The following is a 16,141-nucleotide window of genomic DNA, read 5'->3' as shown; positions in this document are numbered from 1 at the left end:
ACGATCGATATGCTCACTTTGGGATGTCCTATTGAGCGTTTGATCGATGACGTGCTAGAAACCGCCGTCATGACGACTCGTTGGTCACGCCGCGGCTTTCTGGCCGCAAGCACCAGTACCGCCGCAGCTGTCGGTCTCCCCGCGCGGTCGAGTGCCGCCCCGCTGTCCGCCCTCCAGTCCGTGCGGGCCGTCCAGGCTGTCCAGGCCTCGGAGGCCGACGAGTTCACGACGCTGCGGGCGAGGTGGCGCACCCTGATCCTCGGTGAGGGCTTCAGCCCCACCGCCGAACCGTTCAAGAGCCGGCTCACCGAACTCGGCACCACCGCGGCCCAGTTGCGGTCCTCCATGGCACCGGCCTCCGGTTCGCTCTGGCCGGATCTGGTGTACGCGGATCCGGAGCCCGACACCGACCAGGAGTCGTACGGCTACTCGGGCAACATGAACGCGAGCTACAACCGGCTGAGCACCCTCGCCCAGGCGTACTGCCGGCAGGGCACGGGGCTGACCGGCGACGCGGGTCTGCGGACCGCGATCCTCACCGGCCTCGGCCACCTGCACACCGAGGTCTACAACGCCGCCCAGCCGCGCTACGGCAACTGGTACAGCTGGCAGATCGGCGCCCCGCAGGCCCTGTTGGACGTGTGCGTGCTGATGTACGACCAGTTGTCGGCGGCCCAGCTCGCCGACCAGGTCGCCGCCGTGGACCACTTCGTGCCGGACTCGGCCGTCGCGAACTACTCCGGCACCAGCACCGGCGCGAACCGGGTCGACCTGTGCCGGGTCCTGGCGCTGCGCGGGATCGTCGGCGGTTCGTCCGCGAAGGTCGCGCTGGCCAGGGACGCCCTCTCCCCCGTCTTCCCGTATGTGAGCGGCGGCGACGGTCTCTACTCCGACGGGTCGTTCATCCAGCACACGACCGTGCCGTACACGGGCTCCTACGGTTCGGTCATGCTCGGCGGGCTGGGCATGCTGTTCGCGCTGCTCGCCGGGTCGAGCTGGGCGGTCACCGACCCGAACCGGCAGATCGTGTTCGACGCCGTGGAGAACGCGTGGGCGCCGTTCCTGTTCAACGGGCTCGTGATGGACGGGGTGTCCGGCCGCGCGATCAGCCGGGGCCTGTCCGCGACCGACCCCAAGCAGCTCCAGCAGGACGACCATCTGCGTGGTCATGCGATCCTCGCCTCGATCGTGCTGCTCGGTCAGGGCGCGAGCGCGACGGAGAACGCCCGCTGGCGCGGACTGGTGAAGGGCTGGGCCCAACGGGACTACTACAGCCCGCCGTTGACCGACCCGGTTCTCGGCCTGACGAGTCTGGCCCGCCTCAAGAGCGTCCTGGACGACACGACCGTGACCGCCATCCCCGAGCCGACCGGCCACCGCCTCTTCACCAACATGGCGCGGGCCACCCACCGACGGCCCGGCTGGGCGGCGTCGATCAGCATGGCGGACCGGCGGATCACGTACTACGAGACCGGCAACGGCGAGAACCTGCGCGGCTGGCACACGGGTTCCGGAATGCTCTACTGGTGGGGCGACACCTACGCCAACGGCCAGTACAGCGACGCCTTCTGGCCCACCGTCGACCCGTACCGGCTGCCCGGCACCACCGTCTCGCGCAAGGTGCTGGCGGACGCGGCGGGCGGTGACTGGGGTGCCTCCCTGCCGGACGTGAACTGGGTGGGCGGGGCCACGGACGGCCGGCGGGCCGCGATCGGCCAGTACCTCAAGGGCCTTCAGTCCACGCTGCTGGCGAAGAAGTCGTGGTTCTGTCTGGACGACTCGATCGTCTGCCTCGGCGCCGGCATCAAATGCACCGACGGCACGACCGTGGAGTCGACGATCGAGAACCGCAACCTCGGCCCCACCGGCGGCCACTCCTTCACCGTCGACGGCACCACCAAGCCGACCACCTACCCCTGGTCCGAGACGCTCACCGGCGCGAGCTGGGCGCACATCGGCGGCATGGGCGGCTACGTCTTCCCCGGCGGCGCGACCGTGAAGGCCCTGCGCGACTCGCGCGACGGCACCTGGAGCGCCATCAACAAGGGCGGCTCCAGCACCGTCCTCAATCGCAAGTACCTGACGATGTACGTCGACCACGGCACCGATCCGACGAACGGCACCTACGCCTGTCTGCTCCTGCCGGGCGCCACGGCCGCGCAGACCCAGGCGCGGGCCGCCGCCACGACCTGGCTGACCGTCCTCGCCAACACCGACGACCAACAGGGTGTGTCCGTGCCCTCGTTGGGCTTCACCGGCGTCAACTTCTGGTTCGGGGGCACGGTCGGGAGCCTCGTCGCGAGCGATCCCTGTTCCGTGACGATCAGCGAGAGCAGCGACGGGACGGCGGCGATCTGCGTCAGCGACCCCAAGCGGATGAACACCGGCCTCACCCTCACCTGGAACCGGGCGGTGTCCTCGGTGGTGTCGAAGCCGTCCACGGTGACCTCGACGAGCACGGGCTCCGCGCTTCGGCTGACCTTCGGCGACCTGACCGCGACGGCGGGCGCCACGCAGAAGATCACCGTCAGGCTGGGATGAGGTCCAGGAACCGGTGCAGGGACGCCTTCATCGCCACGACGAAGGCGTCCCTGCCCTCCTCGCCCAGCGCGTCCAGGGACAGATACGGGTTCAGGTCCTCCAGCTCGACGAGCAGCAGTTCGCCGTCGGGCGCACGGCAGGCGTCGACGCGCTGGATGCCGTGGTCGATGGTGTTCCAGTCGACGAACCGACGGGCGAACTCGAGGTCGGCGTCGGTGGGTTCGTACGGTTCCAGCTGCCAGCGCCGGTCAGGGTGCGGTGCGTACAGGGCGTACCGGAAGTCGTGGTCGACGAAGTAGAAGGACACCTCGTAGGCGAAGTCGACGCACGGCTGGACGAGGACGTCCTCGGCCACGAGGTCGCGCACCCGGTCCCCGGTCACGATCTCCAGCCCCATCGAGTCGGCGCCGAGCTTCGGCTTGACGACATACCGGTCCGTCTCGGGCAGCCGGTGCAGGTCGTCGACGTTGTCGACCGTGGGGATCACGGGGTACCCCGCCGCGCTCAGGTCGAGCAGATACTGCTTGCCCGCCATGTCACCCCTGCCGGACAGCGGGTTGTAGACGCGCGCGCCCGTCGAGATCGCCCGCTCGCGGAAGTCGTCATAGGCGTCCTGGTAGGTCAGGACAGGCCCGCTGTTGCGGACGACGACAGCGTCGAAGGCGTCCATCAACGCCGCCGCGTTCCGCGGGCCGCACAGGGCCAGGTCGAAGTCCTCGCGCAGCCGTGAGGTGAGGAAGATGTCCTCGTCGCAGTACCGGCGCCCGCGTGCCTGGTAGGCCAGGTCGGTGACGTACAGGATGCGGGGCATGCGGAACTCCTCGGCGGCGGGGAGCAGCGATCGTATGCGGCAGGTGTTTCCTCGAACAAAATGCCGATCTACGGTGTCACAGTCCCGCCGCCCAAAGCTCCCGGAGGTCGATTCCCTTCAGGTCGGGGCGCACGGTCCGGCACGGCGCGGGTTCGACGGGCGCGTACGAGGGGACGGCGAGCACCCGGCAGCCCGCCGCCTCGGCGGCTCTGACGCCGACGGGTGAGTCCTCCACCGCGAGACAGGCCCCCGGGTCGACGCCGAGCGCGCGGGCCGCCGCGAGGTAGGGATCCGAGGCGGGCTTGGTGCGGGGTGTCTCGCCTTCGGCGACCGTCGTACGGAAGCGGTGGGCGCCCAGTACGCCGAGGACCGCGTCCACGACGGGGCGCGAGGAGGCGGAGACCAGGGCCGCGGGGATGCCGGACTCCGCGAGGAGGTCCAGCAGGTCGAGCGCGCCCGGCAAGGGGACGGCCTCCTGCTGTACGGCGGCGAGGAAGCGCGCCTCCAGTTCGGCGGCGAGTGCCCGCGGGTCGGCGTCGGTGCGTGTGCGCAGGTGCGCGGTCGTGTCGGCGACCGAGCGCCCGAGGACATGGGAGACGTCGACGTCGGGAACGGTCTCACGAACCGTGCGCAGCCACAGCGACTCGGTGTCGACGAGGGTGCCGTCCATGTCGAGGAGCACGGCGTGCGGGCGGGCGGCGAAGGGGCGGCCGTCCAGCGACCAGTGCCGGTCGGGATGGCGCCCCGCGGAGACGAGCGCCTGGGCGGCGATGTCGACGTGGCGGACCACGGGCGGGGCCGTCCCGATGCCCGGACCGGCCGCGGTCAGCCACGCCGTGCGCTCCTCGGCCGTACGGCCGCCGTGGCCGCCCCCGTCGGCATGACCGTGGTCCGTGACGACGAGCACGGTCCAGCGCTCATCGGCGTACGAGGGCCGGGAACGCACCGCCGCCAGCAGTGTGCCGAGGCGGGCGTCGGCCCGGTGGATCGAGGTGGCGTACTCCTCGCCGCAGCCCAGGAAGTGCGCCGTCTCGTCGGGTGCGCCGAGGTAGACGAACGACGCCTCGGCGTCCTCCTCGGCGAGGATGCGCGCGGACTCCGTGGTGATCTGCTCGTCGCACTCCTCCCAGGCCTCGGGCGTGTCCTCGGTGGGCGCGATGTAGAGGGACCGGGACGGGGCGCGGAAGAGGGGGCCGCCGTTGCGGACCTGCATGAGGGGTGACCAGCCTGCGGCGACGAAGGTGCGGCGGCCGTCCTTCTCGGCGAGGCGGGTGGCGAAGTCGGGGAAGACATCGAGCCGGTGGCCGGTGAAGTTGTTGCTCCACACCCCGTGCTTGGTCACCGACACCCCGGTGACGATGGTCGCCCAGCACGGGCCCGACATGGTCGGGGTGCCCGCGTCCACCTCGACGGGGGTGAGGAAACCGTCGGCGGCCAGGGCGTCGAGGTGCGGCGTGGGCAGGCGGCGCAGTACGTCGAGGCGTACGCCGTCGATGCCGACGACGAGGACACGATCCTGCACTGGATCTCCTTTCGGCCGGGCGGTGTTCAGGCCGAGCGCGACAGTTCCTCGGACCCGACCTGGTGGGCGAACGGCAAGCCTTGCGCGTACCGGGCGACCTCGTCGACGGCCCAATCGGTCATCCGGTGCAGCTCGTTGCCGAGGGAACCGGCGATGTGCGGGGTGAGCAGCACGTTGGCCAGCGTGTAGAGCGGCGAGTCGGCGGGCGGCAGGTCCGGTTCCGTGACGTCGAGAACGGCGTGGATCCGGCCCCTGACCAGGTGTTCGGTGAGGGCGTCGGTGTCGACCAGGGAGCCGCGCGCGGTGTTGATCAGCGTGGCGCCGTCCTTGAGGCGGGCGATACGGCGGGCGTCGAACATGTGGCGGGTCTCGGGGAGTTGGGGGGCGTGGACGGAGACCACGTCGCTGCGGCGGGCGAGTTCGTCGAGGCCGACCGGTTCCGCGCCGAGGGCTCTGGCCTGAGATGCGTCGACGTACGGGTCGTACAGGAGGACGTCCAGGTCGTGCGGGCGGAGCAGGTCGAGGACGCGGCGGCCGATGCGGGAGGCGCCGACGACACCGACCGTACGACGGTAGTTGCCGTGGCCGCTGTAGTAGGGGAGCAGGTCGGGTCGGGTGCGGGTGGTGGCGTAGAGACGGGCGACGTCGAGGACGCGTTTGTTCGCGAACAGGATGGCGGCCAGGGTGAATTCGGCGACCGGCACGGCGTTGGCGGCGGCAGCTGAGGAGACCGCGATGCCGCGCCGCCAGACCGCGTCGGTGACATGGTGCTTGACGGAGCCGGCCGCGTGGACGACCGCGCGGAGGCGGGGCAGCCGGTGCAGGGTCTCCTCGGTGAGTTCCGGTGCGCCCCAGTGGGTGAAGAGGATCTCGGTCTCGGCGAGTTGGCGGGCGTCGGCGGTCGTGAGGTCGGTGACGGCGGTGGCCGTGTCGACGCGGGCGACGGAGTGCAGCCGCTCGAGGGCGCCCTCGGCCAGGAGGCGCCGGTGGATGCCGGCGCCCATGACGAGGAGGGTCGACGGCGTGTGGATGCTGTTCAGGGGGGTGCCTTCCGGGGCGGGCGGCGTCACTTGACGGCGCCGGCGGTCAGGCCGGAGCGCCAGAAGCGCTGGAGGCAGACGAACGCGACGATCAGCGGGACGACGGCGACGAGAGAGCCCGTGATGACGAGCGAGTAGAACTCGGGCTGCTGTGCGGTGTTGCTGTTCCACATGAACAGCCCCAGGTTGACCGGGTAGAGCCGGTCGTCGTTGAGCATGACGAGGGCGCCGAAGAAGTTGTTCCAGCTCGCGGTGAACGAGAACAGGAAGATCGTCATGAAGCCAGGGGCCAGCATGGGCAGCGCGATCCGGGCGAACATGCCCAGTTCACCGGCCCCGTCGACACGGGCCGCCTCCAGCACCTCGTTCGGCACGTAGCCCTCAGAGAAGACGCGGGCGAGGTAGACGCCGAAGGGGTTGACGAGGGCGGGCAGCAGCAGCGCCCAGTAGGTGTTGACGACCCCCGCCTTGGTGGCGAGGAGGTACATCGGCAGCTGGATGACCGTGGTGGGGACGAGGACGCCGCCGAGCACCAGGCCGAAGAGCTTCTCCTTTCCCCTGAAGTCGTACTTGTCGAAGGCGTAACCGGTGGCGACGCACAGGAGCGTGGAGGCGGCGGAGCCGACGACGGAGTACAGGACGCTGTTGCCGAACCAGCGCAGATAGATGCCGTCGTTGAAGGTGAGGACGGCCCGGAGGTTCGCGAAGAGGTTGAAGTCGCCGAAGGCGAACCCGGAGGTGGCGAAGAGGTCGCGGTGGTTCTTGGTGGCGGCGAACAGCAGCCAGCTGACCGGCATGAGGGTGTAGAACGCGGCGACGAGGAGGAGACCGTTGACGGCACCCTTGGACAGCAGGGTGCCCGCCGAGCTGCGGCGATAGGCGCGCTCGGTGGCGCCGGGGTCCGTCTCGTGGCGGGCGGCGGGGGCGGTGTCGTGGGTGAGGGTGCTCATGACGTGGCCGCCTTCCACCGGTTGCCGAGCCGGGTGACGAGATAGGAGAGAGCCACGCCGAGCGCGGCGAGCAGCAGGGACGCGGCGGCGGCCAGACCGTAGTCGTGCTGCACGAAACCGGCCTTCCAGATGAACAGGGTGGGCGACCACTCGGTGTCGATGGAGGGCGCGCCCCGCTGGTTGAGGAGCTTCGGCTCGGTGAAGATCTGGATCGCGCCGACGCAGGTGAACAACACGGTCATGACGACCGCGGAGGCGATCATCGGCACCTTGATCTGCAAGGCCGTACGGAAGGCTCCGGCACCGTCCACGACGGCCGCCTCGATCACTTCACGGGGCACGGCCTGGAGGGCGGCGTAGAAGATGACCATGTTGTAGCCCATCCACTGCCAGGCGCACAGGTTGACCATCGACGCGAGCACATGGTCGTCGCGGTAGAAGTTCCAGGAGCCGCCGAGCGCGCCGATCCAGTCGATCACCGGGCTCAGGCCCGGGGTGTAGAGGTAGATCCAGATGATCGAGGCGATCAGTCCGGGGATCGCGTGCGGCAGGAACAGGGCGAGCTGGAAGAAGCGCTTGGCGCGGGCGAGCGTGGAGTCGACGAGGAGCGCGAGGGCGAGCGAGCCGCCGATCATCACCGGGATGTAGAGGGCGCAGTAGAGCGCGATGTGCGCGAAGGAGCTGCGGAACCCGGCGTCGCCCAGGGCGTTGGCGTAGTTGCCGAAACCCGCGAAGACACGTTCGGTGCCGCCGAAGCCGAGTCCCGAGGACTTCTCCTGGAACAGGCTCATCCACACCGCGTAGCCGATGGGCGCCGCCATGACCGCGGCGAACAGGACGAAGAACGGAACGATGAGGACCGCCGCGGTACGACGCCGGCTGCGCCGGAGCCTGGAGACGCCGGGCGACCGGTCCGGGGGCCGGGGCGCGGCGGGTCGGCTCGCGGGTCGGCCCGTGCTGCGGCCGGCGGTACGGGCGACGGTTCGGGCAGTGGTTCGGGCGGAGGAGAGTGCCACAGGGGCTCCTTGGCGGGCGGCGGTGGGAGGGCGGGCGAGGGCACGCCGTGCACCGGGCTGGCGGGGGTGCCGGGGTGCGGGGCCGTGTCGACGGTGGGACACGGCCCCGTGCGGCACGCGGTCGGAGTGGCGGTGCGGAGCGGCGCTGCGGTACCTCGGCGCTACTTCGCGAGCTTCAGGCCGCGTTCCGTGATGCCGGACTCCGCCTTCTCCTGTCCCGCGTCGACGCCCGATGTGAAGCCGGACTTGGCGGTGGCGTCCTGGACGGCGGTGTAGACGTCCATCTGGTTCGGGCCCCAGGTCCAGCCGGGCACGATCGTGTCGACCTGCTCGGAGGCGAGCGCGTAGAGGTCCTGGCCGTTCAGGTACGCGGTGTCGAACCTGGCGGCCGCCACCTCGCGCATCTGGGGGTTGGCGGGCAGGGCACTGCTGGGCGACTCCAGGTCGGCGAGCCGGGCCTCGACTCCGGCCTTGTCCGTCGTGAGCCAGGTGATGAACTCGGCGGCGGCCTCGGCGTGGTCGCTGCCCTTGAGGACGCCGTAGGAGGTGCCGCCGTAGTTGCCGCTCGCGGCGGTGCCCCAGTTGGGCATGGGAGCGGCGGCCCACTTGCCGGAGAGGTCGGGCATGGAGGTCTTCATGCCGCCCGCGGACCAGGAGGCGCCGAGGAAGGAGAGCGTCTTGCCGGAGGCGCGGGCCTTGGTCTCCTCGGGACTCCACCCGGTGAAGGTCTGGACGAGGTCGTCCTTGATCAGGCCGTCCCAGTAGGCGGCGACCTTCTTGGTCTCGGCGTCGTTCACGCCGGGCTTCCACGCGTCGCCCTCGGTGGCGAACCAGGTTCCGCCGGCCTGCCAGGACAGCGCGGCCAGCAGCGCCGGGTCGCTCTTGGGCATCGAGGCCAGTCGGACGTCGTCGTCCTCCTTCCTGACCTTCTCGGCGACGGTCCTGAACTCGTCCCAGGTCCTGGGGACTTCGATGCCGTACTTCTTGAACAGGTCGGTGCGGTAGTAGTACAGCTGCGGCGCGACATCGTACGGAACCGTCCACGTCTTGCCGCCGAAGGTCACGAGGCTCTGGATGGACTCCGGGAACTTCGACTTGACCGTTTCACCGGCGTACTCGCTCAGATCGATCAGGTTTCCCTGGCTCGCGAACTCGGGGACCATCTGGTACTCGATCGTGGCCACGTCGGGCGCGTTGCCGGCCTTCACCGCGTTGGCGAGCTTGCTGTAGCCCTCGGTGCCGCTCGGTATCTCGGTGAACTCGACCTTGATGTCCTTGTGCGTTCTGTTGAACGCCTCGACGGTCGACTTCGCGCCGAGTGTCCAGGTCCAGTACTTCAGCGTGACCGGCTTGCCGTCGGACGCGGAGCCGGACGTGTCGCCGTCGCCGCCACAGGCGGTGGCGAACAGACCCAGCGCTGCGACGGCGGCTACGGCTGCGGTGCGGAACGAACGTGAAGTGCGCGTCATGTACGGCTCCTACGAGACCTCGTACGGGCAGAGGCGGTCGGAGGACATCTTTTGCGCGCACACGATCGGAGTCAAGAGCGTTCGCGCAAGACAATCAAAACGATCGTTCAACGCTCATGAATCGATCGTTCAGTTATCGGTTCGCCGACGCGGCGCCTCCGCAGGACGAGCGGATCATCAACTCGGGCAGCAGGTCGAGGTGTTGACGCGGTTCCGACCGCCGCCCGGCCTTGCGCTCCGCGACTCTTTCCAGCAGCAGCCTGGCGGCCTGCTCCCCGACCGCTCGCATCGGCGGCGCCACGGCGGTGAGCGGGACGTCGGCGAGGCCGGCGACCTGGTCCTCATAGGCGATGAGCGCCAGGTCGTCCGGCACCCGGATGCCACGGGCCTGGAGGCGGGGCACCAGGACGATCGCGTCCTCGTCGCTGTGCACCAGCGCCGCCGTGACGCCGCGCTCGCGCACCGCCTCGACCAGATAGTCGACGCTCGCCTCGTAGTCGCCGTGCTCACGCACGTTGGGGGCGGTCGTGTCGACGTCGAGCCCCAGGGCCTGCACGGCCGCCTGGAACCCGGCGGCGATCTGCGTCGCGTGCGGCCCCTCCTGCATCACAGCGGTGACCTTGCGGTGGCCGAGCGAGGCGAAGTGGCCGACGGCGACGGCGGCACCGTGCGCGCGGTCGGTCCGCACCCGGTCCAGGCCGGCCGCGGGGTTGCCGGGGGGCGCCGAGCGTTCGACCAGGACGGCGGGCACATCGTGCTCGAACAGCCACTTCTCCTGGCCGTCCGCGGGGACGCCGCCGAACCAGCTGGGCGCGACGAGCAGCCCCTCCGCCCCACCCGCGACCAGGTGCTCGGCCTGCACCGCATCCTCGGCGTCCACATATCCGGTGACTCCGAGGACGAGACGGCCCCCCTGCGCCGCGACCGCTTCGCGAGCCGCTCGCACGACGTCGACGAAGATGTAGTTCGTGGTCGGCACGATCATTCCGATCACCACCCCCTCGGCGGAGTCCGGCCGCTCCCGCACCTCGGCCTGCTCCTCCCCCGGCCACACCACCGCACCGTGCAGTCGCTGCACCCGGCCCTGCGCCGCCAGCGCCTCCACGTCGCGCCGCAGGGTGACCGCGGAGACCCCGAGTTCGGCGGCGAGTTCGGCGACCCGGAGGCTGCCCCGCTCCCGCACTAGTTCGAGCACCCGCTCATGACGCTGGTCGACATGGAGCCGCATGGAATCCCCCTGGGGCGAGGTCCGGACGAACGATCTGCGGGCCGACGCGGAGCGTGATCCCGAATCGCTCACTCTACGCCCACAATCGTATCGATCACTTACGATCAATACGATCGCAGCGGCTGCCGTCGACCGCTCCCGGACCAGCGGCAGCACTCAGTCCCCCACAAGAACGCACTGAGTGCCATCCGCGCCGCTCCGGTGCTACGTTCCCGTCCATGAGCTCCAGCAGTGCGGCCCCCCGCCGCGGTGAGAAGACGGAAGCGGCGTCCGCCAAGCCGCCCATGCGGGACGCCCTGGTCGCGGCCGCTTTCCAGCTATTCACGGAGCGGGGGTACGAGCAGACCACGGTCGACGACATCGTGGCCCTCGCCGGGGTCGGGCGCCGGTCGTTCTTCCGCTACTTCCCCTCCAAGGAGGACGTGGTCTTCCCCGACCACGAGGGCTGCCTGGCCGACGTGACGGCGTTCCTCGCCGCCGGGGACGACACGGACGAGCCGGTGCAGCGGGTCTGTGACGCGGTCCGGCTGGTGCTGCGGATGTACACCGAGAACCCGGCCTTCTCGGTGCAGCGCTATCGGCTCACCAAGCAGGTCCCGGGGCTGCGCGCCTACGAGCTGTCGGTGGTGTGGCGGTACGAGCGCGCGTTCGTCGAGTACCTCCGCGGGCGGCTCGCGGGGCGGCGCGACGGCTCGCTGCGGGCCGACGTGGTCGCGGCGGCCGTCGCGGCCGCCCACAACAACGCGCTGCGGTCCTGGCTGCGGTCGGACGGCGAGGGTGACGTGGGCACGGAGATGGACCACGCGCTGGGCTATGTCCGGTCCGCGTTCGGCGCGCCTTCCGAGCGCCCCGAGGACGTCGTGGTGGTCGTGTCCCGGCGCGGGGCACCGATGTGGCGGGTCGTCCAGGAGATCGAGGCCACGCTCGGCGAGGACGGGTCGAGGAACTGAAATTCAGGGTACGCAGTACCTTTACGCATGGCACTGAGTGTCATACATTGAGGGCGTGCACGGTGGCACAGCGAACCGCGCATGAGGGATTCCGGCCAAGCGCAGGGAGTTGACCAGCGTGTACCACCACTCGACAAGCGTTGCCCGTCAGGGATTCGGCTCGGCGGCGGGCCTCCTCGAACCCTCGGCCCCGGGCTCCGATGCCATGCACTTCCAGCGCTGCACCTGGTGCGGCACCGCGATGTACCAGCGGCTGCTGTGTCCGGTCTGTCAGGGCAGCGACCTGCGCACCGAGCGCAGCGAGGGCGTGGGAATCGTCCGGCACTCCACGGTCGTGCACCGCAACACCCCCGCCGCGCGCAATGTGTCGATGATCGAGATGGCCGAGGGATTCGTCGTGCGCGGCCGGGTGATGGGTCCGCTCATCAGCATCCACAGCGGGGGCCGGGTCCGGCTGTCCGCGGCCAAGGACCCGGTGCGCGGCGAGCCCGTCTTCCAGCTTCTCGACGAGCCCTGCCGCGCCTGGAGCTGACGAACGCCGCGGCGCCTGGAGCTGACGGGGCGACCGCCCCACCGTCTCCTCACCCCACCCCCTCCCCCGCCGCACCGTCCCTTCAGTCCCACACCCCGCTGATCAGCGCCCGCACGGCCACGGGCCGCCCCGTCTCGAAGCACCGGTTGGCGGCGAGCCCCACGCCCAGCGCGAGGGCGCCGTCCCGCTCGGTGGCCGTGGGCCGCGCCGCCGGACCGGCCGTCGCACCCGCGTCCACCGGACCGAAGAGCGCGTCCAGCATCCGGGGATCCCCACCGCCGTGCGCCTCGTGGGCGGTGACGAGCGGAACCTCCACCGGCGGCTTCCACAGCGGCCGCAGGACGAGCCGCGCTCCCCCGGCGTGCTCGGCGGCCGTGTCCCCGTGCAGCGCTCCGGTACCGGAGGTGATCCGCGTCGCCGGCCGCTGCCAGCGGCTCTCCTCCACCTCGAGTTCGAGCCGCCCGGCGCTGCCGTTGAACATGACCCGGTAGCCCTCCCACGGGGAGTAGGCCGTGAGGTGGTACGTCATCGTCGTGCCCCGCGCGTAGCGCACCAGGACCGCCATGTCGTCCTCGATGGTCACGGGCTCTCCGAAGACGTTGCGGTCGCGGACGTAGCCGTCGTCCCGCTCGGCGTCCAGATAGAGAGCGCGCAAGGTGTCGTCGGCCGCCAGGTCGAGGGCGAAGGGGTCGTCCGCGGCCGGCTCGGCGCCGTGGGCCCGCTCGTAGTCGCGGCGCAGCCCGTGGCGCTCGCCCGCCTCACGGCCGTAGAAGGCGAGTCGGCCGTAGCCGAAGACCTCGTGCGGCAGGTCGGCGAGCCACCAGTTGACCAGGTCGAAGTGGTGGCTCGACTTGTGCACCATGAGGCCGCCGCTGCTGAGCTTGTCCCGGTGCCAGCGGCGGAAGTAGTCGGCACCGTGGCGGACGTCGAGGAGCCATTCGAAGTGGACGGAGACGACCTCGCCGATCGCGCCCTCGGCGAGCAGGGCGCGCACCTTCTCGTGCACGGGGTTGAAGCGGTAGTTGAAGGCGACGCTCAGGGTGTTGCCGGTCTCGCGGACCGTGTCCAGGATGCGCGCGCAGCGTTCCGCGTCGATGGTCATCGGTTTCTCGGTGACCACGCGGCAGCCCGCCTCGAGGGCGGGGACGATGTAGTGATCGTGGGCCGCGTCGACAGTGGTGACGACGACCTCGTCGATGTCCTCCTTGATCAGCAGGTCGGCGAAGCGGTCGGGTTCCCATTGGGAGGCGGTGGGCTCGCCTGCCTCGGCCAGCAGCCGGTTGTGGAAGGCCATCCGGGTCGGGTTGGGGTCGCACAGGGCGGCGACCCGGTGGTCCGAGCGTGCGGCGAGGGCCCGGGTGAACAACTGGGCGCGGTGCCCGGTGCCCACGACGACCGCGCGGTGACGGGGGGTTCGGCTCATTGTGGGGGCCTTTCCCGTCGTAGGGGCCACCAGTCCTGTGCGGGCTCCGCTGGCTTGATCGCATCGCTCGGGCGCCACTGGTCGTTCCGCACAGACAACCCACAGACGTCTCTCACCCGTCCTCTGTGACGCGAGAGGCTCCCGGGACCGACGGGACGCCTGCGCTCTGGGTTTTGAGGAGAGAACCTTGATCCGTGCCCGGCGAATAGTTATCGAGGGAGGGGGCACGGACCGACCGGTCCGTGCCCCCTCGTTCAGTTCGCGCGCAGGGTGACGCGGATGCCGACGGTGCCGTCCAGGCCGCGTCGCAACCGGCTGCCGAGGAGGGAGAGGCGGCCGGTCAGGCCGTACTTGCGGGCGAGGAGGCGCCGGTAGTGGGCGGTGGTCTCCCCGTCGCAGATCTCCGCGGTCGCCGGGACCGGGTCGCCGGTGGGGTTGCCGCGCAGGTCGCAGGGGCCGACGAGGACGTCGGCGCGGGCCCGGATCCGCTTGACCTTCCAGGAGTCGGCGACCGTCCACACCCCGAGGGTGTCCCCGTCGCGGACCACCCACACCGGGGTGGGAACGGGGCTGCCGTTCTTGCGATAGCTGGTGATCAGCAGGTACTTCCCGGCACCGAGCCGGTCCAGCGGCGTGTCGCTCATGGCGGGGAGTCTAGGCAGGGATCATCGGGCCGGTGCTTCCAGGGGCGCGAACAATTCGATTCACCTCCGGTTCCGCCCGGGGGATGCTGGTGGTGACGCACCGGACAGGGGGCTTGTGAGTGACCTGGAATCCTGAGAACGGCGTGCGGGCTCCGCTGGAGGTCGTCTGCGACGAGTCGGGGTCGGACGGGGAGAACCTCACCGGCGGCAACACCGACGTGTTCGCGCACGGCAGTGTGTCCATGCCGATGGAGGTGGCCGCCGCCTACGTCCAGGAGGTTCGGGACCGGATCCGTTCACCCGCCACCGAGTACAAGGCGAACCACCTGCTGCGCGAGAAGCACCGGGACGTCCTGGAGTGGCTGCTCTCGCCCTCGGGCCCGATCGACGGACACGCCCATGTCCATCTCACCGAGAAGGCGTACTTCGTCGTGGACCGGGCCGTGGATCTGCTGCTCGGCGAGGGGACCGAGGCGCTCACGCTGTACCGGCAGGGGCGGCGGACGTTCGGCGAGGAGCGCTGGCGGGACTTCCTGGACGCGGCCAACCGGCTGTTGCGGGTACGGGTCGAGGCGGCGGCGGACGGTCCCGTCGACGGGTTCTTCCGTACGGTGGACGAGCTGCGGCGCGCGCATCCCGGCATGGAGCTCCTGGCGCGGCTCGCGGCGGCCCGGCCCCGCGCCGACGCCTACCGGGCGCGGCTGCTCGAAGGTCCGCCCCTGATCCCCGTACTCAATCCGCTGCTGCCCGCCATCGTGCACACGGTCGCGCACTGGAGTGCGGGCGGGCGGGTCGTGCGGGTGGTGCACGACCGGCAGAACATGCTCACGGACGCGCGTATCGCGTGGATCGCGGAGCAGTCGGTGCGGGCCGGGGTCGGGTTCGCCGGTCTGGAGCTGGTGCAGGCTCGCTGGGACCCGCGGATCCTGCTGGCCGACTTCCTCGCCGGGATCGCCCGCAAGCTGGCCTCCGACGAGCTCAACGGGCGGGCGGACCCGGAGCTCGTCGCGCTGCTGCGGCCGTTCGTGGGGCCGACCTCGGTGTGGGGCGACGAACGCAGCCGGGTCTCTCTGACGGAAGTTGCGTCCGCCCTCTCAACAAACATCAACTCCGCCGTCTAGATTGCCGGTTGACGTCGCACTTCCCGTATCGCACCAGGCAATTCCAGGAGACCCGAACCCCGTGACGGACGCCGAGGACCGCGCCGCTTCACTGCGCCGGCGGATCAACACCCTGCAGCCGCACACGGCGCGGATCTGGAACTACTGGCTGGGCGGCGGGGACTACTACGAGGTCGATCGCGCGGCGGGCGACCGGATCCGTGAACTGCACCCGGGCATCGGCGAGTACGCGCGCGCCGACCGGCTGTTCCTGGGCCGGGCGGTGCGGCATCTCGTCACGCGGGCCGGGATCCGCCAGTTCCTCGACATCGGCACCGGGCTGCCCACCGCGGACAACACCCACGAGGTCGCCCAGCGTCTCGCCCCGGAGGCGCGGATCGTCTACGTGGACAACGACCCGCTGGTCCTGGCCCATGCCCGCGCCCTGCTGACCAGTACGCCCGAGGGTGCGACCGACCACCTCGACGAGGATCTGCGCAACGTGGAGCGGATCCTTCAACGGGCCGCCGCCACCCTGGACTTCACGCGGCCCATCGCCCTGCTGCTGCTCGGCGTGGTCATCTTCGTCGGCGACGAGGAGGACCCGTACGGCATCGTGCGGCGGCTCATGGACGCGCTGCCCGCCGGCAGCCATCTCGTGCTGTCGCACACGATCGTCCACCCGTCGATGCCGGACGTCGACGAGGCCGTGCGGTTCTGGAACGCGCACGGCACGCCCCGGCTGACCCAGCGCACGCCCGAGGCGGTGGCCCGATTCTTCGACGGACTCGATCTCCTGGAGCCGGGGGTGGTGTCGTGTTCGCGCTGGCGTCCGGAGTGCGGAAGCGGCGCCGAGCCGCAGCAGGTGGCCCTCTACGGCGGTGTGGGGCGCAAGAGGTGAACAAAGGCGCGCCT

General features: G+C 70.5%; 14 protein-coding genes. 5 read left to right on the top strand and 9 right to left on the bottom strand.

Features of this window, described 5'->3' with window-relative positions; genetic code table 11:
• Positions 1–69 precede the first annotated feature (69 nt).
• Positions 70–2,541, top strand: a complete 2,472-nt coding sequence (locus ABKA17_RS21125) for a polysaccharide lyase 8 family protein (protein ID WP_353693707.1) — start codon at positions 70–72, stop codon at positions 2,539–2,541.
• On the opposite strand, the gene ABKA17_RS21120 is transcribed toward ABKA17_RS21125, so the two are convergent.
• From ABKA17_RS21120 to ABKA17_RS21090, 7 genes are all read right to left on the bottom strand, one after another.
• On the bottom strand, positions 2,528–3,352 hold the full coding sequence (locus tag ABKA17_RS21120; protein ID WP_353693706.1) for an ATP-grasp domain-containing protein: 825 nt from the start codon (positions 3,350–3,352) through the stop codon (positions 2,528–2,530). The two genes, ABKA17_RS21125 and ABKA17_RS21120, sit on opposite strands and share 14 nt — an antisense overlap.
• 76 nt (positions 3,353–3,428) lie before the next feature.
• Positions 3,429–4,874, bottom strand: coding sequence for an HAD-IA family hydrolase (locus ABKA17_RS21115; protein ID WP_353693705.1), 1,446 nt, complete (start codon positions 4,872–4,874; stop codon positions 3,429–3,431).
• Between the two features lie 26 nt (positions 4,875–4,900).
• Positions 4,901–5,878 (bottom strand): hydroxyacid dehydrogenase, encoded by a 978-nt coding sequence (locus tag ABKA17_RS21110; protein WP_353693704.1) that lies wholly within the window; start codon positions 5,876–5,878, stop codon positions 4,901–4,903.
• A gap of 62 nt (positions 5,879–5,940) precedes the next feature.
• Positions 5,941–6,864 carry a carbohydrate ABC transporter permease gene (locus tag ABKA17_RS21105; RefSeq protein WP_353693703.1) on the bottom strand — a complete coding sequence of 308 codons (924 nt, stop codon included), beginning with the start codon at positions 6,862–6,864 and terminating at the stop codon, positions 5,941–5,943.
• A complete protein-coding gene (locus ABKA17_RS21100) occupies positions 6,861–7,685 on the bottom strand; it encodes a carbohydrate ABC transporter permease (protein ID WP_502994351.1) in 825 nt (274 codons plus the stop codon). Before ABKA17_RS21100 ends, ABKA17_RS21105 begins: the two co-directional genes overlap by 4 nt.
• A gap of 356 nt (positions 7,686–8,041) precedes the next feature.
• A complete protein-coding gene (locus ABKA17_RS21095; protein WP_353693701.1) occupies positions 8,042–9,349 on the bottom strand; it encodes an ABC transporter substrate-binding protein in 1,308 nt (435 codons plus the stop codon).
• Between the two features lie 133 nt (positions 9,350–9,482).
• Positions 9,483–10,577 (bottom strand): substrate-binding domain-containing protein, encoded by a 1,095-nt coding sequence (locus tag ABKA17_RS21090; RefSeq protein WP_353693700.1) that lies wholly within the window; start codon positions 10,575–10,577, stop codon positions 9,483–9,485.
• A 218-nt stretch (positions 10,578–10,795) separates the two neighbouring features.
• Here ABKA17_RS21090 and ABKA17_RS21085 point away from each other — a divergent pair, with 218 nt between their 5' ends.
• Positions 10,796–11,527 carry a TetR family transcriptional regulator gene (locus tag ABKA17_RS21085; RefSeq protein WP_353693699.1) on the top strand — a complete coding sequence of 244 codons (732 nt, stop codon included), beginning with the start codon at positions 10,796–10,798 and terminating at the stop codon, positions 11,525–11,527.
• Positions 11,528–11,645: 118 nt separating this feature from the next.
• Positions 11,646–12,059: a Zn-ribbon domain-containing OB-fold protein gene (locus ABKA17_RS21080; protein ID WP_353693698.1), complete on the top strand. Its 414-nt coding sequence runs from the start codon at positions 11,646–11,648 to the stop codon at positions 12,057–12,059.
• A gap of 82 nt (positions 12,060–12,141) precedes the next feature.
• On the opposite strand, the gene ABKA17_RS21075 is transcribed toward ABKA17_RS21080, so the two are convergent.
• Both ABKA17_RS21075 and ABKA17_RS21070 read right to left on the bottom strand, forming a co-directional pair.
• Positions 12,142–13,482: a Gfo/Idh/MocA family oxidoreductase gene (locus ABKA17_RS21075; RefSeq protein WP_353693697.1), complete on the bottom strand. Its 1,341-nt coding sequence runs from the start codon at positions 13,480–13,482 to the stop codon at positions 12,142–12,144.
• A 254-nt stretch (positions 13,483–13,736) separates the two neighbouring features.
• Positions 13,737–14,126: a PPOX class F420-dependent oxidoreductase gene (locus ABKA17_RS21070; protein ID WP_353693696.1), complete on the bottom strand. Its 390-nt coding sequence runs from the start codon at positions 14,124–14,126 to the stop codon at positions 13,737–13,739.
• 119 nt (positions 14,127–14,245) lie between these two features.
• Between ABKA17_RS21070 and ABKA17_RS21065 the strand changes: the two genes are divergently transcribed.
• The gene (locus ABKA17_RS21065) at positions 14,246–15,247 is read left to right on the top strand and encodes a hypothetical protein (protein WP_353693695.1); all 1,002 of its coding nucleotides are present in this window, start codon (positions 14,246–14,248) and stop codon (positions 15,245–15,247) included.
• 61 nt (positions 15,248–15,308) lie between these two features.
• A complete protein-coding gene (locus ABKA17_RS21060) occupies positions 15,309–16,127 on the top strand; it encodes an SAM-dependent methyltransferase (protein WP_353693694.1) in 819 nt (272 codons plus the stop codon).
• Positions 16,128–16,141: the final 14 nt, after the last annotated feature.

Source organism: Streptomyces sp. RG80, assembly GCF_040446465.1.
Lineage (GTDB): Bacteria > Actinomycetota > Actinomycetes > Streptomycetales > Streptomycetaceae > Streptomyces.
This window is presented reverse-complemented; position numbering and strand designations above follow the sequence as displayed.